Raw genomic sequence first — 24106 nt, 5'->3', positions numbered from 1 at the left:
ATTCCCACAGGAGCCCCTGCATGGCCGCAGCAGATTTGTCCGCCTTCCCGATCACCCGCAAATGGCCGGCGCAGCATCCCGAGCGCCTGCAGTTGTATTCGCTGAATACCCCCAACGGCATCAAGGTTTCGTTGATGCTGGAGGAACTGGGCCTGCCCTACGAGCCGCACCTGGTGCGCTTCGACAAGGATGACCAGATGACGCCCGAGTTCCTGTCGCTGAACCCGAACAACAAGATCCCGGCGATCCTTGATCCGAATGGGCCGGGCGGCAAGCCGCTGGCGCTGTTCGAGTCGGGCGCGATCCTGATCTATCTCGCCGAGAAGACCGGCAAGTTCATGTCCACGGACCCGGCGGCCCGCTACGAGACGATTCAGTGGGTCATGTTCCAGATGGGCGGCATCGGGCCGATGTTTGGCCAGATCGGCTTCTTCCACAAGTTCGCCGGCAAGGAGTACGAGGACAAGCGCCCGCGTGACCGCTACGTGGCGGAGTCGCGCCGGCTGCTGGGCGTACTCGACGAGCGGCTCAAGGGCCGGCAGTGGATCATGGGCGATGACTACACGATTGCCGACATGACCACCTTCCCGTGGGTGCGCAATCTGGTGGGTTTCTATGAGGCCGGCAGCCTGGTCGGGTTCGATGACTTCACCGAAGTGCGCCGCGTGCTCGACGTCTTCCTGGCCCGCCCCGCCGTGCAGCGCGCGGTGAATATCCCCAAGCGTCCCGAGTAAGCCCCTCCCCGGGGGCCGGAATCAGGCGGCGAAGCCCAGCAGGGTGCTCACCGCCGCCGCTTCCTCACGCACCGCACGGCCAATCGGCCCATCGATCGATGGGTCGAAGCCGCCCGTGGCGCCCAGCGCGGTCAGCACTGCACAGACCCGCCCCGTGTAGTCCCGCACCGGCGCCGCCACGGCGCTGATTCCCTTCAGATTGGTGTCTCGCACGGCCGCGCAGCCATCGGTCCGCACCGCCGCGCGCAGCGGGCCGAGCGGGTCCAGGGTGTCGAGCAACGCGCGCTGCTCCGGCGTGGCCGCCTGCAATTCCGCCTCCGCCAGCGCCTGCACGCGCTGGTCGACCAGCAACCCCAGGAACACCCGGCCCGTGGCCGACCACAGCAGCGGCATCACCGATCCCACGCGCACGTTCACGGTTACCGGCAGGCCCGGTTCCTCGAAGCGGACGATGGTTGGCCCCTTGTTGCCCATCACGGCGATAAAGCAGGTGATCTCCAGCCGCTCGCGCAACCGGATCAGCGACGCCTCGGCCAGCCGGATCGGGTCTGCCTGCCGCATTGCGGCCAGCCCGATCTGGAGCGCCTCCAGCCCCAGGTGGTACTGCTGCGTGCCGCTCTCCTGCGCCACCAGCCCTTCCTCGATCAGGCTCGCCAGATAGCGATGCACCTTGGCCGGGCTTTCGTCGATATGCGCTGCGATGGCCGTCAGGCTGGCGCGGCCGCCCAGGCGCGCCAGCCCCTTGAGCACAGCCATGCCGGTCTCGGCGGCCTGTACGCGCTGCCGGCGCTGGCGCCGTTCCTCGGGGCGGGCTTCGGGCTCGGGCGTGCCGGGAATGTCGGGTATGGCTGGCATGGCGTTGGGTTAACCCCCATTCAACGATTACGCATTGCGTATATGATTTACGCAAAACAAGGCCGAATACTATCCGGCCAAATACCAAGGAGACAAGCACCCATGCCCCGCCATCGCGCTGCCGGCCTCATCGCGGCATCCCTTCCCTTCGTCTTTTCCCTTGCCTTTTCCTTCGCCGCCGCTTCGGCCCACGCCGCCGACGCCTACCCCAGCAAGCCAATCCGCTGGATCGTGCCCTACCCGGCCGGCGGCGGCTCGGACTTCCTCGCCCGCACCATCGGGCAGGGGCTCTCCGCCAAGGTCGGCCAGCCCGTGGTGGTGGACAACAAGCCGGGCGGCAACACGGCGATTGGCGCATCGGAGACGGCGCGCGCGGCGGCCGATGGCTACACGGTGCTCTCGGCCGACAACGGCACGCTGGTCTTCAACCCCGCGCTCTACAAGACGCTCTCGTACAACCCGGCCAAGGATCTCGCACCGGTGACGCTGCTGGGCCGCTTTCCGATGATCCTGGTGGTTGGGCCGGGCACTACCGCCAAGACCGCGCAGGAGTTCATCGCCCAGGTGAAGGCTGCGCCGGGCGGCGTGAACTATGGGTCTGCCGGTGCGGGCAGCCCGCACCACCTGGCCATGGAACTGCTCAAGGTGGAGGCGCAACTCAACATGACCCACGCCCCCTATCGCGGCGCGGCGCCCGCGCTGTCCGACGTGGCGGCGGGCCAGATTCCCGCGATGATGGTCGACTACGCCGCCGGCGCCGGCTTCATCAAGGGCGGCAAGGTGCGCCCGCTGGCCGTGGCCAACGCCACGCGCCTGCCGCAGCTGCCGGACGTGCCGACCTTCGCCGAACTCGGCTACCGGAACGTGGAAGCCGCGGCGCTGGTCGGCATGGTGGTGCCGGCGGCCACGCCGCCCGAGGTGATCGCCACGCTGAACAAGCAGGTGGTGGCGGCCATCAAGGAGCCGGCCATCCACAAGAAGCTGGTCGATTTCGGCGTGGAGCCGGTTGGCAACCCCCCCGCGCAATACAGCGACCTGCTGCGCAGCGAGATCGCGCGCTGGACCAAGCTGATCCACGACCTGAAAATCACGCTCGATAACTGAGGTTCGCTGTATGTCGTCATCCGCCACGCCTTCTTCCTCCTCGTCCTCCTCGTCCTCCTCCTCGTCCGCCGCCGCCCGTCCGGGCGGTTGTCCCATCGACCACAGCGCGCTGCGGGCGCCCAACGGCTGCCCGGTGAGCCCCCACGCGGCCGCGTTCGATCCGTTCGAGGACGGCTACCAGCAGGACCCGCCCGACTACGTGCGCTGGTCGCGCGAGCAGGAGCCGGTGTTCTACAGCCCGAAACTGGGCTACTGGGTGGTCACGCGCTATGACGACATCAAGGCGATCTTCCGCGACAACCTGACCTTCAGCCCGTCCATCGCCCTGGAGAAAATCACGCCCACGGGCGACGAGGCCAACGCGGTGCTGGCCTCCTATGGCTATGCGATGAACCGTACGCTGGTCAACGAGGACGAGCCGGCCCACATGCCGCGCCGCCGCGCGCTGATGGAGCCGTTCACGCCGGCCGAACTGGCGCACCATGAGCCGATGGTGCGCCAGCTGACGCGCGAATATGTCGATCGATTCATCGACAGCGGCCGCGCCGACCTGGTCGACCAGATGCTCTGGGAAGTGCCCCTGACCGTGGCGCTGCACTTCCTCGGCGTGCCCGAGGAGGACATGGACCGGCTGCGCCAGTATTCGATCGCCCATACGGTGAACACCTGGGGCCGCCCCAAGCCCGAGGAACAGGTGGCCGTGGCGCACGCGGTGGGCAACTTCTGGCAGCTGGCCGGCAAGATCCTCGACAAGATGCGCGACAACCCGGACGCGCCCGGCTGGATGCAGTACGGCCTGCGCAAGCAGCGCGAGCTGCCCGAGGTGGTCACCGACTCCTACCTCCATTCGATGATGATGGCGGGCATCGTGGCGGCGCACGAGACCACGGCCAATGCGTCCGCCAACGCGATCAAGCTGCTGCTCCAGCATCCCGATGCCTGGCGCGAGATCTGCGCGGACCCCGCGCTGATCCCCAACGCGGTGGAGGAATGCCTGCGCCACAACGGCTCGGTGGCAGCGTGGCGGCGGCTGGTCACGCGGGATGCGCAGGTCGGCGGCATCGCCCTGCCGGCCGGCAGCAAGCTGCTGATCGTGACCTCGTCCGCCAATCATGACGAACGGCATTTCGCCGATGCGGACCTGTTCGACATCCGCCGGGACAATGCCAGTGACCAGCTGACCTTCGGCTACGGCTCGCACCAGTGCATGGGCAAGAACCTCGCGCGCATGGAGATGCAGGTCTTCCTGGAGGAACTGACGCGCCGGCTGCCCCATCTGCGGCTGGCCGAGCAGTCGTTCACCTATGTGCCGAACACCTCGTTCCGGGGCCCGGAGCATCTCTGGGTCGAATGGGACCCGGCGCGCAATCCCGAGCGCACCGATCCGTCGGTGCTGGTCTGGCGTGACGCCGTGCGGATTGGCGAGCCCACCGGGCACGCCATCGCCCGCACCGTGGTGGTGGAGCGCATCGACCCCGAGGCGGACAACGTGGTGCGGCTGCGGCTGGTGGCGCCCGACGGCAAGGCGCTGCCGCGCTGGGCGCCGGGCGCCCACATCGACGTGGAATGCGGCCAGACCGGGATCTCGCGCCAGTATTCGCTGTGCGGCGATCCGGCCGACGCAGGCGCCTTCGAGATCGCCGTGCTGCGCGAGGCTGACAGCCGGGGCGGCTCGGCCTGGGTGCATGACGTGCTGCGCGCCGGCGACCGGCTCCGCATTCGTGGCCCGCGCAACCATTTCCGGCTCGACGAAGGCTGCCGCAAGGCGATCTTCATCGCCGGCGGCATTGGCGTGACGCCGGTCAGCGCGATGGCGCGGCGGGCCCGCGAATTGGGCATCGACTATACGTTCCACTACTGCGGCAGATCGCGCGCCAGCATGGCCCTGCGCGAGGAACTGGCCGCGCTGCATGGCCACCGGCTGCACATCCACGCGGGCGACGAAGGCCAACGCGCCGACTTCGCCGCGCTGCTCGGCACACCCGACCCGCAAACGCAGATCTACGCCTGCGGCCCGGCGCGCATGATCGCCGCGCTGGAAGACCACTGCGCTGCGTGGCCGGAGGATGCGCTACGCGTGGAGCACTTCGTCTCGGCGCTCGGCACGCTCGATCCGTCGCGGGAACAACCGTTCACCGTCGAACTCAAGGATTCCGGCCTGACCGTGGAGGTGCCCGCCCACCAGACCCTGCTCACCGCGCTGCGCTGCGCCAACATCGACGTGCAGAGCGATTGCGAGGAAGGCCTGTGCGGCTCCTGCGAGGTGCGCGTGCTGGCGGGCCAGGTGGACCACCGCGACGTGGTGCTCACGCGCGGCGAACGCGAGGCGAACAACCGGATGATGGCCTGCTGCTCCCGGGCGGTGGCGGGCGGGAAGCTGGTGCTGGAGCTGTAGCGCCAAGGGACAAGGGACAAGGGACAAGGGACAAGGCCGGCGTCACCGCCATCCGTGCGCTGTCGCACAGACGCACTACCCATGTCACGCTTGCCTGCCGCCCCCACGCCTAGTATTCAAGTCTCGAATTCGGCCTGAGGAGATCGTCATGGCGCGATATCAGACTGCTGCGCTGGCCTTGCTGCTTGCCGGCTGCGCCACGAGCCCGGGTACGCCCGGCAGCACACAGGCGTCCCGCACGGAGAGCTGCAAGGCGGCCTCCGAGCAGGAAATCTCGGCCTTGTTCGACCGCTGGAACCGCTCCCTGCAGACCGGCGATCCCCGCAAGGTGGTGGCCAACTACGCGGAACGGTCGATCCTGCTGGCCACGGTGTCCAACAAGCCGCGCATGACACCCGCCGAGAAAGAGGACTACTTCACCCAGTTCCTGCAGAGCGGCCCGTCCGGCAAGATCGACTTCCGCACCATCGAACTCGGCTGCAACACCGCCGTGGATGCCGGGCTCTATACCTTCACCTTCGCCCGAACCGGCGCCACGGTGAAGGCGCGCTACACCTACACCTACCGCTGGGACGGCACCCAGTGGCTGATCACCAGCCACCACTCGTCGGCCATGCCGGAGAAGATGTAGGGGCTTATTTAACCGTGGCGTATGCCAATGGCTTGCGCCCTGCCCCATCCAAAACCGGCGCGCAGGTGTCGGCGCGCGTCATCGCCAGTTGCCACGATGGTGGGTCGCCAATGCATTGGTTCAGGTGCGAGGTGAAGGCCCGCAGTTTGGCTGATGCGCGCGGCTGGGCGCGCAGCAAGTAGATGCCGCCTTGGGCCTGCGGGCGGAGGCCATCCAGCAGCAATTCCTCCAGCCGCCCTGCGCCGATATCCTCGCCGACCGACCAGTCCGGCATCAGGGCGATGCCCAGCCCCTGCAGTACCGACAGCCGCCGCGCGTCGCAATCGTCGCACTCCACCGCGAACAGCGCCTGCGCGGCGTGGGGGGGTTCCAGGAGTTCGCGCCAGCCGCGCATGCTCGTGCTGTGGCCACGGTCGATCAGGCGGTGGTGCGACAGTTCGTCGGCGTGCACGGGTCTGCCGTGCGCGCGCAGATAATCTGGCGTGGCGCAGATCACGTACCGCTGGCTTGCCACGCGCTGGGCGATCAGGCTGCTGTCAGCCTGTTGCCCGACGCGCACCACGACGTCGAACCGTTCGAGCACCGGATCGACCACGCGCTCGGTCAACTCCAGCTCCACGGTCAGGTCCGGATACTGCGCGTAGAGGGAGCCGAGATGGGGCACCACGTGGCGCCGGGCAAACGCCGGCAGGCACGCCACGCGCAGCCGGCCGCTGACGCCCTGCTCCAGCGCCGTCACTGCGTCGCGCGTTTCATTGAGTTCCTGGAGGATGCGCGCGGCCCGCTGGTAGAGCAGATCGCCCGCCTCGGTGCGGACCAGCGCCCGCGTAGAGCGCGTGAACAGTGCCACGCCCATTTCCCGCTCCAGCACATCGATCTGGCGCGACACCGACGACGCCACCTGCCCGCGCCGCCGCGCGACGGCCGAGAAGCTCCCTTCGCGTGCCACATCGACGAAGACGGCCAGGTTCTCAGCAAAACGAATGAATTCCATCTGTGCGCCCTCCGCAAAGGCATTACGCGCCCGGATTGACTTTCCACGGCGGACCGTGAGGAATAGTATCAACATCCCAGACCAGAGAGGCAAGTCTTTGCGAAACTCGCAAAGACTTGCCTCCGTCATCCGGATTGTCGAACCCCTAATGGAAGGCACCGCAATGGAGACAAGTCACCTCTCATCCGCCCTGCACTCGATGCTCGGGCGCCCTCGCCGCATGCTGGCCGCCACGCTCCTCATGTGCGCGACCGGGCACGTCATGGCCGACGACTGGCCGGCCAAGACGGTCACGATCATCGTGCCCTACGCTGCGGGCGGTACCGTCGACAAGGTGGCACGGCAGGTGCAGGATGGCCTGCACACCCGCCTGGCACAAACCGTCGTGGTAGACAACCGCGCGGGCGCCGGCGGCACCATCGGTACCGGCCAGATTGCCCGGAGCGCGGCCGATGGCTACACGCTCGGCATGGTGTTCGATTCCTTCGCCACCGAATCCCACATCTATCCCAAACTGCCCTATGTCGCGAAGCGCGACCTGACGGGCGTGTCGTACATGGTTCGTTCCCCGATGGTGCTCGTGGTGCCGGCCAATTCGCCTTACCAGACCCTCCAGGACTACGTCAGTGCCACGCGCACGCCGAAGAAAGTCTCGTATGCATCGGTAGGCGCCGGGAGTTCGAACCAGCTTGTGGCGGAAGCGTTTTTCGAAGCCGCTGGCACCAGCGGTATCCACACCCCCTACAAGGGTGGCGGACCCGCGATCAACGACCTCCTGGGCGCCCACGTGGACTCGATGATCGCCAGCCTGCCGCTAATCCTGCCCTACGTACAGGCCGGCAAGCTGCGCGCGCTGGCGGTAACGTCCCCGCAGCGCGACGCCCGTCTGCCCGAGGTGCCCGCCGTGGCGGAACGCTACAAGGGCTTCGAAGCGTACTCGTGGGTGGCCATGATTGCGCCGGCCAAGATCCCGCCGGCCGTGCTGGAGAAGCTGTCAGCGGCAGTGACCGCCACCCTGCGCGACCCTGCCATCGCGAAGCAGCTGAGCGCAGGCGGCTTCGAGATCGTTGCAGGGAACGCCGCCCAGACCAACAAGCTGGTCCAGGACGAATCCGCGCGCTGGGGCCGCCTGATCAAGGCCCGTAACATCACCCTGGAATAGATGCCGCCGTCATGAATCCTTTCGTCTATCAGTCCCGCCCGCAACGCGTGGTCTTCGGCGCGGGCACGCTGGCCCGACTGGCCGATGAGGCCGATGCGCTCGGCGTCAAGCGCGTGCTCGTGCTTTGCACGCCCGGCCAACGTGCGCTCGCGGAGCGCGCCAGCGCGTTGCTGGGCGACCGCAGCGCGGGCATCTTCGATGGCGCCGTCATGCACGTGCCCGTGGAACAGGCCCGCAAGGCGCGCACCGTGGCGGCGGAGCGCGGCGCCGACTGCGCGCTGGCCATCGGCGGGGGGTCGACGATCGGTCTCGGCAAGGCGATTGCGCTGGAGTCCGCGCTGCCCGTCATCGCTGTGCCCACCACTTACGCCGGCTCGGAAGCGACGCCGATCTACGGCCTCACCGACGCCGGCCTCAAGCGCACCGGACGCGATGCCCGTGTCCTGCCACGCACGGTCATCTACGATCCGGAGTTGTCCCTGCGTCTGCCGCGCATGGTCAGCGTGACCAGCGGCATCAATGCCATCGCCCACGCGGCCGAGGGCCTCTATGCGGGCGATCGCAACCCGGTCAGCGACTGGATGTCGCGCGAAGGCATCGCCGCGCTGGGTCGCGCGTTGCCGGTCATTGCCCGGGAGGGTGGCGAGGACGATGCCGAAACGCTCGCCGCACGCGGCGATGCGCTCTATGGGGCGTGGCTGTGCGGGGCCGTGCTCGGCAGCGTTACGGCAGGGTTGCACCACAAGCTGTGTCATACACTCGGTGGCACCTTCAATCTGCCGCACGCGGAGGTCCATACGATTGTGCTGCCGCACGCGCTCGCCTACAACGCCGCTGCCGCGCCGGCCGCCATGGAAGCCATCGCCCGGGCGCTGGGTGCCACCGATGGCAATGCACCGGCGGCGGTCTTCGACCTCGCCGCCTCGCTCGGCGCCCCTACCGCGTTGCGCGATATCGGTCTGAAAGAAGAGGATCTGGAGCGGGCATGCGAACTGGCACGACAGGATCAGTACCCGAATCCGCGTCCATTGGAAGCGTCTGGCATCCGCACCCTGCTGCGCGATGCGTTCCTGGGCCGTCGTCCGACGCTTCCCTAGGGAAACTGAACGATTAACCCCGCGCTGGCGGCCCAGCCGTGGAGCCGCGTACCACCAGTTCCGGCCGCAACTCGATGACGACGGTGGCGGTCTGCGGCTTGTCAATCCTGCGCAGCAGCAGTTCCGCCGCCTGCTCGCCCATGTCACGCACCGGGATGCGGATGGTTGTCAGCGGCGGCGTCAATGCATCGACGAAGGGCATGTCGTTGTGGCCAACCACGGAGACGTTCTCCGGACAGCGCAAGCCGCGCTCGCGCAGAAAGTCGTAGCAACCCATGGCCACCAAATCATTGCCGGCGGCAATGGCGGTCAGGCCCGGCAGTGTTTCGAACAACTGGGCGCAAGCCTTGCGGCCGGCCTCCCGGGTATAACTTTCGGCCTCGACGACTGCATACGCGTCGCGCCGCAACCGATGGCGCTTGACCGCCTGCATGAAGCCTTCCCGGCGCAACTGACCCGTGGAGGTAATTGCGGGACCGGCGATGTGACCGATGCTGCGGTGGCCAAGCGATACCAGGTGATCAACGGTCAGCGCCATCGCCAGCAGGCTGTCGCTGACCACGCAGGACGCCCGGCCGGTGTGCTCGCCACGATTCACCATGACCACCGGAATGCCAAGCTCGAAGCAGTAGTCGAGCAAGGGATCGTCGCGTTCGGCGGTGGCTAGCACCAGCCCTTCCACCTGCCGGGCCAGCAGCTGGTCGATCACGAAGCGTTGCCGCGCGCGTTCCACGCCGGCATTGACGACAATCGGCACATAGCCGTGCCGGCCGAGAACGGCCTCGATTCCCGCCAGGATGGGCGGGAACACCGGATTCGCCATGTCCGGCAGCACCACGCCGATCAGCCCCGAGCGTTGCGTGCGCAACCCCGCGGCGATGCGGTTCGGGCGGAACCCGCGCAATTCGGCCAGCTTCAGGATTCGCGTGGCCACCTCTTCGGCCACCAGATGGCGCGTGGCGGGGTTCATCACGCGAGACACCGTCGAATAGTGGACATCGACCTCGGCGGCGAGGTCCTTGATGGTCACGCGTTTGCGCTCGGGCATGGGCAGGCAGACGCCACCTTGGCTGTTGGAAATGCGCCATTCTAGCGCCTGCTGCCGCCTTGCCGGCTATTCCCCTGCCCGCACGCCGGACTGTTTCACCACGGGCGCCAGCTTGCCAATTTCGGCCTGGATATAGCTGGCAAACTCCTGCGGTGTGCTGCCGCGCGGCTCGGCACCCTGCGCGGCCAGCCGTTCGCGCACATCGGGCGACGCCAGTGCCTTGCCTATCTCCGTATTGAGCGCCTGAATGACGTCCTTCGGCGTGCCTGCCGGCGCCAGCACGCCGAACCACGAATCGAACGCATAGCCCGGCAGCCCCGCTTCCGCCACAGTCGGCACATCGGGCAACGCACTGGCGCGTGCCGGGGTGGTCACGGCCAGCGCGCGCAACTTGCCTTGCTTGACGAACGGCATGGCCGATACGGTCGGCGCGAACATCATGTCTCCGCGTCCCGCCATCACGTCGGTCAGCGCTTCGCCGGTGCCCTTGTAGGGAATGTGCACGATGTCGATGCCGGCCTGCATCTTGAACATCTCGCCGGTCAGGTGCGTGGAACTGCCCGAGCCGGCGGAGTCAAAGTTCAGGGTGCCGGGCTTGGCCTTGGCAGCGGCCACAATGTCACGCATCGTCTTGTACGGGCTGGCGGCATTGACCACCAGCACGTTGGGCACGGAGGCAACCAGCGACACCGGCGCGAAGTCCCTGAGCGTGTCGTAGCCCAGCTTCGGGTAGAGCGTGGCGTTGATGGCATGGCCCACGGAGACCAGGATCAGCGTGTAGCCGTCAGGCGGCGACTTGGCAACCGTGGTGGCGCCGAGGGTACCGCCGGCGCCGGGCCGGTTGTCCACCACCACCTGCCATTGGCCGCCCTCCCCGATCTTGGCGCCGATGATGCGTGCCAGGATATCGGTGGCGCTGCCTGCCGAGAACGGCACGATCAGCCGGATCGGCTTCACGGGATACTGGGATTGCGCGATGGCCGCGTGCGGCAGCCAAAGCGCCGCGATCAGTCCAAAGGCGGTGATGGGGCGGAAAAACTGTCGTCTCATGGTTGTCTCCTCACGGTGCAAATGGCGGGCGCGGACGTCAGAAAAAGTGCCGCATGCCGAGCGCAAAGGTCTGCGGATCGGCACCGGCGCTGACACCGAGCTCGTTGATGGCGAAGTCGTAGATCGCGTTTTTCTTGTTATGGATGCGGCTGTAGTAGGCGTAGAGCGCGGTGCGCTTCGATAGCGGGTAGTCGTAGCCCACCGTGAACTGCATGGCATTGGTCTCCGAGCCGCTACGGAAGAAGCCGATGGTGTCCGTGGACGATCCCGTGCCGTTGGCGGCATAGGCCACCCCCACCCGCACGCTGCCGGTTCCCAGCTTCTGCACCAACGATGCGTAGTACCCGTTGCGCTGCAGATCGCCCGTATCCGTGCGGTAGTGCAGGTGTTCATAGAGCGCGGCCAGGCGCGTACCCGGGAACAGCTGGTAGGCCAGGGCGACCTTCAGCGCATCGTCATTGCGTCCGGCCGCCTGGTAGTGGGAGTGGACCTCGTAGGCAACGGTGGCGCCCAGCGGGCCGCGCTCGTAGACCAACGCGGCGGAGTACAGCGCCGGATTGCGCGGCACCGTCGTCTTCTCCTCCGGCAATCCCCAGCCGAGCCAGAGGCTGGCGCCGCCTAACTGCGGCGAGCGGTACTGGATGATGTTCTTCTGGCGCCGGTCGAACGAACTCGTGTCCTGCACGTTGTCGGAGCTCGAGGTCGAGCCATTGCCGATCAGCGCCATGTAGCCGGCCGTGGTCGGATAGTAGGGATCGTAGCCCGCTGTCGACTCGGTATAGGGCGTCTGCCAGTGACCCATGAACAGCAGCCCATAGTCACCTTGCAGGCCAACGCGCGAATTACGCCCCGCGATCTGGCCCTGCCCGGTGTCCAGCGAGACATTGCTCTCGATCTGCCAGACGGCCTGGAGCGAGCCGCCCAGGTGCTCCACGCCCCGGAGGCCAAATACCGACCGATTGTTGGTCTGCCGCACGGTGCTGCCCAGCTTGGTCCCGTCCGTGGCCGTGCTGGCGCGTGAGTACTCGATGGCCGTGTTAAGCCGGCCGTAGATCGTCACGCTGTCTTCCGCCATCGCTTCCCGGGCGATGACGGTGGACATCAGCGCCAATGGAATCACATGACGTCGCCTGAAAACTCTCTGCATCTGGGTCTCCTCCTGTTGTTATGAATTAGATGGCTGCAAACGTTTGCAATAGCGCAACAAAAAATCAGCGGTTGGCGGTGGCCGGATAAGGCATTGCCAGCAGCAGCATCGCGGGCCGGTTGGATGGATTGCTCACCTGCCGTGCCTCCCCGGGCGCCAGCCGAACGGAATCGAACGGCCCGAGCGTCACGGACTCCTCCGGCGTGCGGATGCAGACCTCGCCCTCCAGCACGACGTAGTGCTTCTCCATCGGCGAGGCGTCGAGCGACGTATGGCCGCCGGGCAGAATGATCGACACGCCCATCCACAGCGCGTCGGAAGGCCCCGCCTCATGTCCTTGCAGACGCAGGCAATGCATGCCTTCGTGATTGGCCGGATAGTAGGCCGGCGCCTGGGCAAACCGGGTCGTATTCATGGCGTCAGCACCACGCGCTCGGTGGCGCCTTCGAGCACGGCGCGATAGGCGTCCCGTGCGTTGGACAGCGCGTATGTGTAGTTCGGCAGCACCGGGAACGGCTTCAGCGCGCCGGAGGCGAACATCGGCGCCAGCGCATCGAGGATCTTCGCGCAGGCTTCGCTGTCCAGGGCCAGCGTGTCGACACCCACATAGGTGTGCTGGCCACGGTAGAACGCGAAGATGTCGAACGGCACCGGTTTTTCAATCGTGGAGATGAAGATCTGCGTGGCGCCAATCGCCATGGCCAGATTCGCCTGCTCGAAATACGGGCTGCCCACCGTGTTATAGACAATGTCCGCGCCATGCCCGTTGGTTTCCTCACGCACCACGGCGGAGACAGCTTCCCGGCTGGCATCGATCATGCGCACCGTTCCGCTGGCGTGGCCGCGGTAGGGCTCGGCGCCGCGCTCGACGGCGAACACGCGTGCACCCAGTGCCGTCGCAATCTGGATCGTCGCCTGACCGACCTTGCCATTGCCGCCGCAGACGAGTACCGTGCTGCCGGTGCCCGGCATGCCGGCGCGGCGCAAGCCCTCGTACGCCGTGATGAACGGCACGCCGACGGCGCCGGCTTCCAGCAAGGAGAGTGTCGCTGGCTTCTCGCGCACGGCATTCACGCCGATGCGCAGGTACTTGCCATGCGTGCCGTCGCGACGAATGCCAAGCTCGCCGCCGCTGCCCCAGACCTGCCGGCCAATCCACTGCGAGGGGCCGTCGATCACGACGCCCGCGTAGTCGCGCCCCGGCGTACGCGGCCATACGGCATGCGGCATCATGCCGAGCGTTGCCTTCACGTCACTGGGATTCACCCCGGCGCTGGCGACTTCGATGATGCACTGGTCCGGGCCGGCCTCGGGGCGCGGCATGCCGGTCAGCGAGAGTTCGAGCGTGTCGATGCTGGGAGCTTTCTGATGAACCTGGATGGTATTCATGGTGATATCGAATGCGGTGTGCGGTGAATGGAAATGTCAGGCGTCGCGCAGGCCAAGCGCGCTGCGGGCCTCCGAGGCAGAGGCAATCTCCCCGCCGAGCGACTTGACGATGTCACGCGCCTTGGCCACCAGCGCGGCATTGTTCGGGGCGAGTACGCCCTTCTCCAGATAGAGGTTGTCCTCGAGTCCCACCCGAACATGGCCGCCCGCGAGCCAGGCCTGCGCGACGATCGGGAACTCGGCGCGGCCAATGCCGAATGCAGACCAGTGTGCGCCCTGCGGCAGCATATTGCGGGCATAGAAGATGGTTTCCGGGGTCGGTGCGAAACCGTACTTCACGCCCAGCACGAAGGTCCACAAGCCGGGGCCGTCCAGCACGCCCTCGCGGATGAAATCGAGCGCCATGTTCAGGTCGCCGGAATCGAAGATCTCCAGCTCCGGCATCACGCCGGCGCTGCGGATGACGCCAGCCATCTTGCGCACGTTGGCCGGCGTATTCATGACAACATCGCCGCCCGAGTTCATCGTGTTCAGATCGAGCGAACAGACGTCGGGACGCAGCGCCGTAATGTGTTCCACCCGCTTGAGCGGATGCAGCAACGTCGTGCCAGGGGCGGCCACGCGTGGCTCGTTTTCATCGGGCACGAAGCGGCCGCCGGGCCCCGTGGTCAGGTTGATGATCAGGCTGCGATGCTTCGCCCGAATCCTGTCGATGACATCGGCATAGTAGTCGAGCGACATCGACGGCCGGCCCGTTTCCGGGTCTCGCACATGGATGTGGGCGGCCGCGGCGCCGGCTTCAGCCGCTTCGAGCGCGGCATCGGCAATCTGCGCGGGCGTGACGGGAAGCCCCGGATGCTGTTCGGGCGTGACGATGTTGCCGGTCACGGCGCAGGTGATGATCGTCTTGCGTGCGTGCATGAGTCAGTTGCGTGTGGGATGGGAAATGGAGATCAGCCGAGCTGGCGGCCGCCGTCGACGACGATGGTGGTGCCCGTTGCGAAACGCAGCGCGGTGGCACAGGCGACGATGGCGTCCGCCACGTCCTGCGCCTGGCCGATACGGCGCAGCGGCGTGGTGCTCGCCGCGCGGTCGTTGAAGCTGCTGTCGCGGCCCGGCACGAAGCCGGTATCGACGACGCCCGGGGAGACATTGAGCACGCGGATGGCCGGCGCGAGCGCCCGCCCGAGCGACATGGCCATGACATCCAGGCCGGCCTTCACGGCGCAGTACGCCACGTTGCTGCCTTGCCCGGTGCGCCCCGCGATCGATCCCACGTTCACGATCAGGCCGTCGCCATTAGCGCGCAACAGCGGCGCGAACGCCCGAATCGCCGCGAACTGGCCGCGCCAGTTGATGGCGAACATCTCGTCGATCAAGGCATCGTCGAGGGCGTCCAGATCTCCATGCGGAATCGCCCGCGTGAAGCCTGACGTATTGACGAGGATGTCTACGCGGCCGTAGTGGTGATGCACGTCGTCGGCAAGTCGACGCAGCGTGACGCTGTCGCCGACTTCCGCGCATGCCGCCATATGGTTGCCCGCGGGCAATTCCATCACGGCGTGTGCCGTGCGGTCCGTGTCGCGACCGGTCAGCACGACACTGGCGCCGATATCGGCCAACGCCCTGCCCGTCGCGAAGCCGATGCCGCCGGTGCCGCCGATAATCACGGCAACCTTGCCGGAAAGAGATGAAGTCGTCATGGTCTGGTGGTGAGTTGGGGAGGCGTGGATCGTCAGTCGATGGGTGGCTTCGGGAACGTTTGCTCGCCCGGTTCGAGCGCGAAATCGAACGCCATCGTGTAGAACGGGGCCGGCAGGTCGCCCCAGGGGCTGCGGCCGGCTTCAACCAGCCGGAACGCGCCCACGAGCTGCCGATGCACGCCGAACGTGACATCGGTTTCGAGGATGTCGGAATCGTCGGCAAACACCTGCGTCACCAGCGTGCGATAGCCCGGTGCGGCCACGATGAAATGAATATGCGCGGGACGGTAGGGATGCCGGTTCTGCGCGGCCAGCAGCTTGCCTACGGGGCCGTCCGTCGGCACCGGATAGCCTGCGGGTCGCACCGTGCGGAAGTGATAGCCGCCGCCGGCGTCGGTGTGGAACTGCCCGCGCAGGTTGCGGTCGGGCTGCTTCGGGTCCTGGTTGTCGTAGAGGCCAACCGGCGACGCTTGCCAGACCTCCACGACTGCACCGGCTATCGGCGAGCCATCGGTGGCGCGAACCGTGCCGCTGACGAATAACGGCAATCCCGGAGCGTCATCCTGTACCACGCAGTCGCCGCACGCGTAGTGCGGCGCATGGGCGCGATAGAACGGCCCCAGCAAGGCGCCGGGCGTGCGCCCTTCCTTCGTCCCGTTGTTCATGGTAGTGACCAGCGTGGACAAGCCCAGCACATCGGCGGCGAGCACGACTTCGTTGTTCGTGGCGTGTGTGGCGTGCCCAAGCGCAGCGATGAACTCGAGCCCGAATTCGAACTCCTCGTCGGTCGGGCGGACCTCGCGCAGGAAGTCATGCAGGTGCTTTACCAGCGCCGCCATCACCGTTCGCAGGCGGGGGTTTTCCGTCTGTGCCATGGCTTGCGCGACCACCTCAGTGACGGACCATTCGTTATCGATCAGGCGCAGCGCGCTGACAGGCTTCTGGGCTGGATTGGACTGTGGCGTTTCCATACTGTCTCCGTCTTTTGCAAACGTTTGCATTATGCGCGGTTCCGGACGGATGGCAAGCCACAGATGGCGATGCTGGCGTTAGCCCGACATCACTTAGCCGAAAAAACCCAGGTGAATCAATAGGATACGCAAGCCATGCGTGGTAACCCTAGCCTGTGGACGCCGATGCCGGCACTGATGCCGCCCAGATTGTTGCATGGCAGCACGGCAACCATCGGTCGCATCCGTCACAACACGCGTGTAGTTGCTATCCTGAAGGGGAGAGCCCCCACCCAGGAGATGCCCCCATGTGCCGCTGGCTGGCCTATTCCGGCCGTTCCGTCCCGCTCGAGGCTGTGCTGTTCCAGCCCGAGCACTCCCTGATCGACCAGAGCCTGAACTCCCGGCTGGGTCACACCACGACGAACGGCGACGGCTTCGGTGTGGGCTGGTACGGGCGGCACTCGGAGCTGCCGTTCCGTTATCGCGGCCTGCACCCGGCATGGAGCGACACCAACCTGCGCGAGGCCGCCCGCGCGGTGCGGGCGCCGCTGTTCGTCGCCCATATCCGCGCGGCCACCGGCACGCCCACCCAGGAAACCAACTGTCACCCGTTCCGCTTCGGCCGCTGGCTGTTCGTCCACAACGGGCTGATCCGCGACTTTCCGCTGGTGCGGCGCGACCTGATGATGGCGGTAGCGCCGCATCTGTTCCGCTGGATCGAGGGCTCGACCGACTCCGAGGTGATGTTCTTCCTGGCGCTGACGTTCGGGCTGGAGCGCGACCCGCGCGGCGCGCTGGAGCAGATGGCCGGCCTGATCGAGGAAGTGGCGCAACGCCACGATGTGGAACATCCGCTGAACATGACCGTCTGCGTCACGGACGGCCAGCAGATCGTGGCCGTGCGTTATTCCAGCGAAGGCGCGTCGCGCTCGCTGTTCCACAGCACCTCGTTCCGGCAGTTGCGGGCGCTCTATCCGGAGGACCCGCGCATCATCGCCGCCGGCGACGACGCCTTTCTCGTGCTATCCGAGCCCCTGATCGACGTGCAGGGCGTCTGGGAGGAAATCCCCGAGGCCACGATCCTGGTGGGCAAGGGTGGCGAGATCCAGCACCAGCGGTTTACCCCCCGGCTGCCGGCGCGGGCCTGATGGGGCGCCGCCGGCCGGACCGGGATCGTCGTCACCCATCGCCTACTTGCCGGGCATTTTCATCAGGCGCTTGGCCTCTTCGATGTTCTGCTCCGCGCGCTGGGTCATCACGGCCAGCGCTTCGGCTTGCGATTTCTGCGCCATTTCCGCCAGTTCGCGCATGTTGTTGAACGCCGCCTGCAAGCCTTGCTGCACGAATTCGCCCTGCCGGGCCATGGCCGCAGCGGGATCGCCGCCTGCGGCCAGCTTCTGGGCCGCAGCCTGAATCTCCTGCATGCTCTGGCTCAGGATCTCGGCCTGCTTCTGCACGAGCGCCTGCATGCCTTCGTAGGCAATCTTGTTGGCCTCCGTGATGGCCTCGATATCCTTGCGCCGCGCTTCGATCACCGCCGTCATGTCGACGCCGGGCAGCTTGTACTGTTCGAGCAACTTGGTGAAATCGGTAAACGGATTGGGCGATGTTGCCATGACGCATCTCCTCGTTGGGGGTAGGGAAGGCCGAAAACCGCCCGCGCGGCATGCCGGATCGTGCCGGCCAATCGCCACGCGGTTGCCTAAGTGTAGGTGCTACGGGCGACGGATACGATGCTCGCCCTCCATCCCTCAATGAAAATCCCGGCTCTCCGCCATCAGCCTGCCCAGCAGCGGGCTCAGGTCGACCAGTTCCTGCGCCACCAGGTGCCTGACATCGCCCTGTCTTTGCCAGGTGCCGATCACCCCGAGCAGCCTGGCCCCCAGCACCTCCTTGCGCTGCCGCTCCACCAGGTCAGGCCAGATGATCACGTTGATCGGCCCGGTTTCGTCCTCGATGGAGGTGAAGATGGTGCCATTGGCCGTCGAGGGGCGCTGGCGCACCGTAACGATGCCGCACGCGCGCACGCGGCGGCCGTTGCCCAGCCGCGATAGCTGCTGCGCGGTGAGGAACTTCAGCGCCGTCAGGCGGCGGCGCAGCAGGGTCAGCGGGTGGCATTTCAGGGAGAGCCCCAGGCTGGCGTAGTCGGCGGCCACGTCTTCACCGATCTTGGGCTCGGGCAGCAGCAGTTCGGCTTCGGGCGGGGGCGCTTCGTGCAGCAGGTCGCGGTGCACGGACTGCACCGCCGCGCCGCGCGCCAGCCAGCGCGCCTGGCGCCGGTGGCCGGCCAGCGACACCAGCGCGTCGGCGGCGGCCAGGACGTCGATGTCGTGCTTGTCCAGCCCCGCGCGCCGCGCCAGGTCTTCCACGCTGTCGAACGGCCGCTCGGCCCGTGCCGCCTCGATGCGCAGCGCGGCGTCCTCGCGCATGCCGCGCACGCGGCCCAGGCCCAGCCGCACGTCGCGGTAGCGCTGGCCGGGGCGCCGGGCCTCCAGCGCACTCTCCCAGCCGCTGATGGTCACGTCCACGGGCTGCGTCACCACGCCATGCCGGCGCGCGTCCTGCACCAGCTGCGACGGCGAATAAAAGCCCATCGGCTGGCTGTTCAGCAGGCCGCACAGGAAGGCGTCCGGGTGATGGCACTTGAGCCACGCGCTCACGTAGACCAGCTTCGCGAAGCTCGCCGCGTGGCTCTCCGGGAAGCCGTACTCGCCAAACCCCTCGATCTGCTTGCAGATGGCCAGCGCGAAGGATTCCGGATAGCCGCGCGAGGTCAGCGCGCGCACCAGCGCGTCCTGGTGCTTCTTGAGGTCGCCGCGCCGCCGCCACGCCGCCATCGAGCGGCGCAGCTGGTCTGCCTGCCCCGGCGTGAAGCCGGCTGCGTCGATGGCCAGCTGCATCACCTGTTCCTGGAAGATCGGCACGCCCAGCGTGCGGCCCAGCACGCGGCGGATCACGTCGTTGAAGTAGGTCGGCAGCTTGCCGGTGCGGCGCAACGCCTCGCGCCGCTGCAGGTAGGGGTGCACCATGCCGCCCTGGATAGGCCCCGGCCGCACGATGGCCACCTCCACCACGAGGTCGTAGTACTGGCGCGGCTGCAGGCGCGGCAGCATCGACTGCTGCGCGCGCGACTCGATCTGGAACACGCCCACGGTATCCGCCTGGCAGATCATCTCGTAGGTCTCGTCGTCGGTCTCGGGCAGGTCTTCCATGCGGCACGGCAGCCCGGCCCGCTCGGGCTCGGGGTTCGGGATCATCGCCAGCGCGCGCCGGATGGCGGTGAGCATGCCGAGGGCGAGCACATCCACCTTGAGCAGCCCCAGCGATTCAAGGTCGTCCTTGTCCCACTGGATCACGCTGCGGTCCGCCATGGCCGCGTTCTCGATCGGCACCAGCCGCGACAGCTTGTGCCGCGCGATCACGAAACCGCCCACGTGCTGCGACAGATGGCGCGGAAAGCCGCGCAGCTGCTCGGTCAGGCTCGCCCATTGCCGCACGGCCGGGGAGTCGGGGTCCAGGCCGTAGCGCGTGATGCGCTCCAGGAACGCCGTGCCGCCATCCCACCACGCCTGGCCCTTGACCACCTGCTCCACCACGCTCGGGTCGATGCCGAGCGCGCGCCCCACGTCGCGCAGCGCGCTGCGCGAGCGGTAGGTGATCAGCGACGCGGCCAGCGCGGCGCGATGCCGGCCGTACTTCTCGTAGATGTACTGGATCACTTCCTCGCGCCGCTGGTGCTCGAAATCGACGTCGATGTCGGGCGGCTCGTCGCGCTCGCGCGAGAGGAAGCGGCCGAACAGCAGGTTGGCCTGCTCCGGGCTCACCTCGGTGATATGCAGGCAGTAGCAGACCAGCGAGTTGGCGGCCGATCCCCGGCCCTGGCACAGGATGCCGCGCTGGCGCGCGAAGCGCACGATGTCGTGCACGGTCAGGAAGAACGGCTCGTAGTGTTTTTCCTCGATCAGTTCGAGCTCGCCCTCAAGCTGCGCCTCCCACTCGGGCTCCATGCCGTGCGGAAAGCGCTCGCGCCTGCCCCGCTCCACCTCCTCGCGCAGGTAACTGATCGGCGTCTCGCCCTCGGGCACCAGTTCCTCGGGGTATTCGTAGCGCAGCGTGTCCAGCGAGAACCGGCACTGGTCGGCGATCTTCAGCGTCTGCGCCAGCGCCTCGCGCGGATAGAGCCGCGACACCACCTGCCGCATGCGCAGGTGCGCCTCGGCATTGGGCGCCAGCGCCATGCCGCAGGCGGGCAGCGGCTGGCCGAGCCGGATCGCGGTCAACACATCGGCCAGCGGCTTGCGCGAGCGCACGTGCATGGTCACGGCGCCCGCCGCCACCAGCGGCACGCCAGTTTCCGCCGACACGGCCTGGAGCCGGGTACGGTGCAGCGCCTCGGCATGGCCCTGCAACAGTTCCAGTGCGATCCACACGCGCGCGCCGAAGGTCTCCCGGCACCACAGCACCTGCGCGCGCAGCACGTCGGGGTCCGCGCAGTAGTCGGGCAGCAGGATGGCGAGGCAATCGGGCATGCCGCGCAGGTGCGCCTGCGCCGGCTCGGGGCTGGCGAGGTCGGAGGGATACAGCAGGTAGCTGCCCTTCTCCGCCCGCGTGCGGCCCAGCGTGATGAACTCGCAGAGATTGCCGAAGCCCTCGCGGTTCTGCGCCAGCAGCAACAGGCGCGGCGGCGGCATGCCGCCGGGCTCGGCGGGCTGCCCGGGGGAGGCGGTCAGCGTGAAGCGGCTGCCGAGGATCACGTTGAACCCATCGGCGGCGGCGGCACGCGCCTCCAGCACGCGGTGGCGGTGCGCGGCGGCATCGGGGTCGTCGTCCGGGTGGTCACCGATCGGCGGCAAGGCGTCGGGGTCGCCTTCCCCCTCCATCCCATCCATGTCGTCCATGGCGTCCATGTCGTCCATCGCGCCCATCCCGTCGGGCGTGAAGACATGGACCCCTTCGGCCTCGTCGAACTCCCCGTCCGCCTGCCCCGCCGCCAGCCGGCGCGCGCTGCGCGCCACGGCCTCCCACATCTCCTCGCGCAGCACCTTGATGGCGTGATGCGCGCGCGCCGTGCCGGCCACCGAGCACTCGTCGGTCAGCGCCAGCCCGCTGTAGCCGAGCTGGAACGCGCGCGCGATCAGTTCCTGCGGATGCGAGGCGCCAGTGAGGAACGTGAAGTTCGACACGCAGTGCAGCTCCGCATAATCGGGCAGCGAGGGCAGCAGCGAGGAGAGGCCGGGAAGCGACGACAGCATAGGGAGACTTCGAAAATTCAGGCGAATTCAGGCGAACTCAGGCAAACAGCCCGTGCAGGAACCAGCGGTATTCGCCGCCCTCTTCCTGCCCGCTGCGGGTGGGATGGCCGGGGCGCTCGCGGTAGACCCAGCAACGCAGCCCGTCCGCCCGTTCGGCGATGAAATAGTCACGCGTGGCCAGCCCGCCGTCCCACCAGCCGGCTTCGATGCGCTCAGGGCGGGTGAGCATGACCAGCGGGCCTTCGTAGACCGGCCGGTGCCGCTGCACACGCAGCGGCCGGGGCGCCTCCAGCAGCCACAGCGGCCGCTCGGGCGGCAGCGTGCCGGTGGCGGGCGGGCGGGGCGGCGGCTCGTCCACCGGGCCCCACTGGTTGGCGCATTCGGGGCGATGGTCGGCCAGCGGGCGCGGCTGCAATACGTTGTCGCGGCCCAGGCGGGCCATCAGCGTATCGAGCAGCCGGCCCAGTTCGGCCGGCGCCGCGCCGGGCTCCGGGAACAGCGAATCGCTCTGCGGCAGGCAGGTTTCCATCGCCTCCACACGCAGCGCCAGGCCGCCCACGGGCGCGTGGAAGCGCACCTTGTCGAGCTTCTCGCGCAGCAGCTTCGACAGATGCACCGGATCACGGCTGGGCTGCGCCAGCCCCAGCGGCACCAGCGTGCTGTCCATGTCCTCGCCCAGCCGGTAGCGTTCGTGTTCAAGCACCAGCACGCAGCGCGTGACGCCAGCCTGCTGCGCCGCCAGCCAGCCGGACAGCGCCAGCAGCAGCCGCTGCGCACCGGCCAGCACCCCTTCGGCCGCCTCGATGCGCCCCGGCAGTTCCATCCGCTGCGCGAAGGCGGGCGGCGCCTCGAACCATGCAAAGCCGGCCGGCGCCTGATCGTAAGCCTGGTCGAGCCGCGCCAGCAGTGCCGTGCCGATGCGGCGCGATAGTCCCGCGCGCGGCAGCCGCCGCACCTGCCCCAGCGTGCGACAGCCCACGCCCTCGAGCCAGCCCGGATCGGCCAGCGTCTGCAGGCACTCCACGGGCAGGGTATCGAGCAGACGCGTCATGCGGGCAGGCTGGATGGCGCGACGCGCCGGCCGCACGATGCCGCGCCGCGTACGGCGCAGCGGCTGCCGGGCGAGCCAGGCCGCGCCCTGCGCCGTGGTGCCGCAGCCCAGTTGCGCGAACGTGCCGAGCTGCCGCACCCGCGCGCGGATGGCGCGGCACAGCGCCCGGTGCCCGCCGAACAGGCGCAGGCTGGCGGTCACGTCGAGCATCACGGTGGCCGATTCGGCATCGGGATCGATCGTCACGGCCGGCGTGAAGTGGAGCAGCGTCAGCGCCACGTCGGTCATCAACGCGGCTTCGGCCGGGAGATTGCGCTCCAGCTGCACGACCTCCGCCGACAGCGCCTGCACGCCGCCGCGCCGCATGCCGTACGCCACACCGAGGGCCACGGCCGGCCCGTTGGCCAGCACCACGCGCTCGTGCGCCATCACCGCCACGGGCAGCGCCTGTAGCGCCTGTTGCAGCGTGCCGGAGGCGGGGGCGGAGGGCGGCGCACCGGCGGCCTCAGGCCAGCTCGGTTGCAGCGCGTCCAGCGGCAGGCGCGGCAGATGCACCGCGATCCAGAACGTCGGCAGCATGATGAGGGGGCACCACGGAAGGCGCGGGGGGAGTGACGGGAATGACAGGAGCGGCGGGGGGGATGACACGCGCAGGCACGTGCGCCATGCCGCCCAGCGACAGTTGCAGCGGCGCGTCCCGCACGGGGCCGCGGCGCTTGTGGAAGGCAATCGACAGCATGTTGCCGGGCAACGGCGACAGCGCCAGCCGCAGCACCGCCGGCGACGATTCCTGGAGCACGCGCAGCGGCCGCAGCACCCAGACCACGGTATCCCCGGCCTGGGCCAGCACCTGGAGCCGGCGCAGCGCCTCGGGCCGCGCGGTGCCGAGCCACACCAGCACCGCGCCGAACGCCTGGCTGCGCAGCATCTGCTCGGCCGCCCAGAGCATGTCCGTGCGGCGCGAGGCCGGCGGCGTGGCGGCCGGCGGCCGCACCCAGTACAGCTGGCGCGCGGGCAGGCCGGCCAGCCCCGCCGCCAGCCCGGCGGCATTCGGCAGATAAGGCGGATTGACGAACGCCACGCGCCGCCCCGCCGCGGCCAGCGTGCGCAGCGCCGGCATCAGCAGGCGCAGTTCGCCCACGCCATCGTGGGCGAGCAGCAGCTCGGTGACCGCGCCCGCCGGCCAGCCCCCGCCGGGCAGCTCCTGCGCCAGCGCGTCATAGCCGCTCGGGCACACGGGCAGCCGGCCGGCATGACCCAGTTGCCCGGCGCGCCAGAGGCCGGGGTAGCGATGCTCGAGCTCGGCCACCGAGGCCCGGTGATCGGGCACGGGCACGGGCTCGGGCGGCGAAGGTGGTGGAGACGCACCATCCTCCTCGGCAGGCAGGATGTGCGGGGGCGCAGTCATGGTGATGAATCCGGCACACGCGGTGGGCGTGCGCCATCGGAAGATTGACGATACTGTATGTTTATACAGTATCGGCGCCGGCGCAAGAGGGGCATGGCCGAAGTGAAACGCGCGCCGCCTCCTCCGCCGAAAA

At 68.0% G+C, this 24106-nt stretch carries 21 protein-coding genes; 7 read left to right on the top strand and 14 right to left on the bottom strand.

What is annotated here, in order from left to right:
* Window positions 1-20 precede the first annotated feature (20 nt).
* Window positions 21-734 carry a glutathione S-transferase N-terminal domain-containing protein gene (locus AB4120_RS09780; protein ID WP_149138074.1) on the top strand — a complete coding sequence of 238 codons (714 nt, stop codon included), beginning with the start codon at window positions 21-23 and terminating at the stop codon, window positions 732-734.
* Window positions 735-755: 21 nt separating this feature from the next.
* On the opposite strand, the gene AB4120_RS09775 is transcribed toward AB4120_RS09780, so the two are convergent.
* Window positions 756-1589: an IclR family transcriptional regulator gene (locus AB4120_RS09775; RefSeq protein WP_149138075.1), complete on the bottom strand. Its 834-nt coding sequence runs from the start codon at window positions 1587-1589 to the stop codon at window positions 756-758.
* Between the two features lie 102 nt (window positions 1590-1691).
* Here AB4120_RS09775 and AB4120_RS09770 point away from each other — a divergent pair, with 102 nt between their 5' ends.
* From AB4120_RS09770 to AB4120_RS09760, 3 genes are all read left to right on the top strand, one after another.
* A complete protein-coding gene (locus AB4120_RS09770) occupies window positions 1692-2693 on the top strand; it encodes a Bug family tripartite tricarboxylate transporter substrate binding protein (RefSeq protein ID WP_149138076.1) in 1002 nt (333 codons plus the stop codon).
* Between the two features lie 10 nt (window positions 2694-2703).
* Window positions 2704-5088, top strand: coding sequence for a cytochrome P450/oxidoreductase (locus AB4120_RS09765; protein ID WP_441642185.1), 2385 nt, complete (start codon window positions 2704-2706; stop codon window positions 5086-5088).
* 148 nt (window positions 5089-5236) lie between these two features.
* Complete coding sequence (locus AB4120_RS09760) at window positions 5237-5719, top strand: DUF4440 domain-containing protein (RefSeq protein WP_149138078.1); 483 nt, start codon at window positions 5237-5239, stop codon at window positions 5717-5719.
* Window positions 5720-5723: 4 nt separating this feature from the next.
* On the opposite strand, the gene AB4120_RS09755 is transcribed toward AB4120_RS09760, so the two are convergent.
* Window positions 5724-6713, bottom strand: coding sequence for a LysR family transcriptional regulator (locus tag AB4120_RS09755; protein ID WP_441642184.1), 990 nt, complete (start codon window positions 6711-6713; stop codon window positions 5724-5726).
* 220 nt (window positions 6714-6933) lie between these two features.
* Here AB4120_RS09755 and AB4120_RS09750 point away from each other — a divergent pair, with 220 nt between their 5' ends.
* Both AB4120_RS09750 and AB4120_RS09745 read left to right on the top strand, forming a co-directional pair.
* A complete protein-coding gene (locus tag AB4120_RS09750) occupies window positions 6934-7875 on the top strand; it encodes a tripartite tricarboxylate transporter substrate binding protein (protein ID WP_392388552.1) in 942 nt (313 codons plus the stop codon).
* An 11-nt stretch (window positions 7876-7886) separates the two neighbouring features.
* Entirely contained in the window at window positions 7887-8972 is a 1086-nt protein-coding gene (locus AB4120_RS09745; protein ID WP_149138079.1) for a maleylacetate reductase, read from the top strand.
* 13 nt (window positions 8973-8985) lie between these two features.
* Here the strand turns inward: AB4120_RS09745 and AB4120_RS09740 are convergent, their stop codons facing one another.
* From AB4120_RS09740 to AB4120_RS09705, 8 genes are all read right to left on the bottom strand, one after another.
* A complete protein-coding gene (locus AB4120_RS09740; protein ID WP_149138080.1) occupies window positions 8986-10020 on the bottom strand; it encodes a LacI family DNA-binding transcriptional regulator in 1035 nt (344 codons plus the stop codon).
* 66 nt (window positions 10021-10086) lie between these two features.
* The gene (locus tag AB4120_RS09735) at window positions 10087-11070 is read right to left on the bottom strand and encodes a tripartite tricarboxylate transporter substrate binding protein (protein ID WP_149138081.1); all 984 of its coding nucleotides are present in this window, start codon (window positions 11068-11070) and stop codon (window positions 10087-10089) included.
* 37 nt (window positions 11071-11107) lie between these two features.
* Window positions 11108-12172, bottom strand: coding sequence for a porin (locus tag AB4120_RS09730; protein WP_392388553.1), 1065 nt, complete (start codon window positions 12170-12172; stop codon window positions 11108-11110).
* A 109-nt stretch (window positions 12173-12281) separates the two neighbouring features.
* On the bottom strand, window positions 12282-12632 hold the full coding sequence (locus tag AB4120_RS09725) for a cupin domain-containing protein (RefSeq protein ID WP_149138083.1): 351 nt from the start codon (window positions 12630-12632) through the stop codon (window positions 12282-12284).
* Window positions 12629-13606 carry a quinone oxidoreductase family protein gene (locus tag AB4120_RS09720; protein WP_149138084.1) on the bottom strand — a complete coding sequence of 326 codons (978 nt, stop codon included), beginning with the start codon at window positions 13604-13606 and terminating at the stop codon, window positions 12629-12631. The genes AB4120_RS09725 and AB4120_RS09720 overlap by 4 nt, the downstream gene beginning before the upstream one ends.
* A 36-nt stretch (window positions 13607-13642) precedes the next feature.
* Window positions 13643-14527 carry a 3-keto-5-aminohexanoate cleavage protein gene (locus AB4120_RS09715; protein WP_149138085.1) on the bottom strand — a complete coding sequence of 295 codons (885 nt, stop codon included), beginning with the start codon at window positions 14525-14527 and terminating at the stop codon, window positions 13643-13645.
* Window positions 14528-14559: 32 nt separating this feature from the next.
* Complete coding sequence (locus AB4120_RS09710; protein WP_149138086.1) at window positions 14560-15309, bottom strand: SDR family NAD(P)-dependent oxidoreductase; 750 nt, start codon at window positions 15307-15309, stop codon at window positions 14560-14562.
* Window positions 15310-15341: 32 nt separating this feature from the next.
* Window positions 15342-16280 carry an intradiol ring-cleavage dioxygenase gene (locus AB4120_RS09705; protein ID WP_149138087.1) on the bottom strand — a complete coding sequence of 313 codons (939 nt, stop codon included), beginning with the start codon at window positions 16278-16280 and terminating at the stop codon, window positions 15342-15344.
* A gap of 287 nt (window positions 16281-16567) precedes the next feature.
* On the opposite strand from AB4120_RS09705, the gene AB4120_RS09700 reads away from it, so the two are divergent.
* Window positions 16568-17410 carry a class II glutamine amidotransferase gene (locus tag AB4120_RS09700; RefSeq protein WP_149138088.1) on the top strand — a complete coding sequence of 281 codons (843 nt, stop codon included), beginning with the start codon at window positions 16568-16570 and terminating at the stop codon, window positions 17408-17410.
* A gap of 42 nt (window positions 17411-17452) precedes the next feature.
* On the opposite strand, the gene AB4120_RS09695 is transcribed toward AB4120_RS09700, so the two are convergent.
* The 4 genes from AB4120_RS09695 to imuA form a co-directional block, all read right to left on the bottom strand.
* Window positions 17453-17878: a phasin family protein gene (locus AB4120_RS09695; RefSeq protein ID WP_144196488.1), complete on the bottom strand. Its 426-nt coding sequence runs from the start codon at window positions 17876-17878 to the stop codon at window positions 17453-17455.
* Between the two features lie 135 nt (window positions 17879-18013).
* Entirely contained in the window at window positions 18014-21514 is a 3501-nt protein-coding gene (locus AB4120_RS09690; RefSeq protein ID WP_441642183.1) for an error-prone DNA polymerase, read from the bottom strand.
* 37 nt (window positions 21515-21551) lie between these two features.
* Window positions 21552-23144 carry a Y-family DNA polymerase gene (locus AB4120_RS09685; protein WP_441642182.1) on the bottom strand — a complete coding sequence of 531 codons (1593 nt, stop codon included), beginning with the start codon at window positions 23142-23144 and terminating at the stop codon, window positions 21552-21554.
* Window positions 23071-23973 (bottom strand): translesion DNA synthesis-associated protein ImuA, encoded by a 903-nt coding sequence (gene imuA / locus AB4120_RS09680; protein WP_441642181.1) that lies wholly within the window; start codon window positions 23971-23973, stop codon window positions 23071-23073. Before imuA ends, AB4120_RS09685 begins: the two co-directional genes overlap by 74 nt.
* Window positions 23974-24106 lie beyond the last annotated feature (133 nt).

Source organism: Cupriavidus sp. 2KB_3 (genome assembly GCF_052115685.1).
Lineage (GTDB): Bacteria > Pseudomonadota > Gammaproteobacteria > Burkholderiales > Burkholderiaceae > Cupriavidus > Cupriavidus campinensis.
This window is presented reverse-complemented; position numbering and strand designations above follow the sequence as displayed.

Coding starts and splice junctions, on each gene's coding strand:
- AB4120_RS09780 (WP_149138074.1), top strand. CDS start 21: ATGGCCGCAGCAGATTTGTCCGCCTTCCCGATCACCCGCAAATGGCCG.
- AB4120_RS09775 (WP_149138075.1), bottom strand. CDS start 1,589: ATGCCAGCCATACCCGACATTCCCGGCACGCCCGAGCCCGAAGCCCGC.
- AB4120_RS09770 (WP_149138076.1), top strand. CDS start 1,692: ATGCCCCGCCATCGCGCTGCCGGCCTCATCGCGGCATCCCTTCCCTTC.
- AB4120_RS09765 (WP_441642185.1), top strand. CDS start 2,704: ATGTCGTCATCCGCCACGCCTTCTTCCTCCTCGTCCTCCTCGTCCTCC.
- AB4120_RS09760 (WP_149138078.1), top strand. CDS start 5,237: ATGGCGCGATATCAGACTGCTGCGCTGGCCTTGCTGCTTGCCGGCTGC.
- AB4120_RS09755 (WP_441642184.1), bottom strand. CDS start 6,713: ATGGAATTCATTCGTTTTGCTGAGAACCTGGCCGTCTTCGTCGATGTG.
- AB4120_RS09750 (WP_392388552.1), top strand. CDS start 6,934: ATGCTGGCCGCCACGCTCCTCATGTGCGCGACCGGGCACGTCATGGCC.
- AB4120_RS09745 (WP_149138079.1), top strand. CDS start 7,887: ATGAATCCTTTCGTCTATCAGTCCCGCCCGCAACGCGTGGTCTTCGGC.
- AB4120_RS09740 (WP_149138080.1), bottom strand. CDS start 10,020: ATGCCCGAGCGCAAACGCGTGACCATCAAGGACCTCGCCGCCGAGGTC.
- AB4120_RS09735 (WP_149138081.1), bottom strand. CDS start 11,070: ATGAGACGACAGTTTTTCCGCCCCATCACCGCCTTTGGACTGATCGCG.
- AB4120_RS09730 (WP_392388553.1), bottom strand. CDS start 12,172: ATGTCCACCGTCATCGCCCGGGAAGCGATGGCGGAAGACAGCGTGACG.
- AB4120_RS09725 (WP_149138083.1), bottom strand. CDS start 12,632: ATGAATACGACCCGGTTTGCCCAGGCGCCGGCCTACTATCCGGCCAAT.
- AB4120_RS09720 (WP_149138084.1), bottom strand. CDS start 13,606: ATGAATACCATCCAGGTTCATCAGAAAGCTCCCAGCATCGACACGCTC.
- AB4120_RS09715 (WP_149138085.1), bottom strand. CDS start 14,527: ATGCACGCACGCAAGACGATCATCACCTGCGCCGTGACCGGCAACATC.
- AB4120_RS09710 (WP_149138086.1), bottom strand. CDS start 15,309: ATGACGACTTCATCTCTTTCCGGCAAGGTTGCCGTGATTATCGGCGGC.
- AB4120_RS09705 (WP_149138087.1), bottom strand. CDS start 16,280: ATGGAAACGCCACAGTCCAATCCAGCCCAGAAGCCTGTCAGCGCGCTG.
- AB4120_RS09700 (WP_149138088.1), top strand. CDS start 16,568: ATGTGCCGCTGGCTGGCCTATTCCGGCCGTTCCGTCCCGCTCGAGGCT.
- AB4120_RS09695 (WP_144196488.1), bottom strand. CDS start 17,878: ATGGCAACATCGCCCAATCCGTTTACCGATTTCACCAAGTTGCTCGAA.
- AB4120_RS09690 (WP_441642183.1), bottom strand. CDS start 21,514: ATGCTGTCGTCGCTTCCCGGCCTCTCCTCGCTGCTGCCCTCGCTGCCC.
- AB4120_RS09685 (WP_441642182.1), bottom strand. CDS start 23,144: ATGCTGCCGACGTTCTGGATCGCGGTGCATCTGCCGCGCCTGCCGCTG.
- imuA (WP_441642181.1), bottom strand. CDS start 23,973: ATGACTGCGCCCCCGCACATCCTGCCTGCCGAGGAGGATGGTGCGTCT.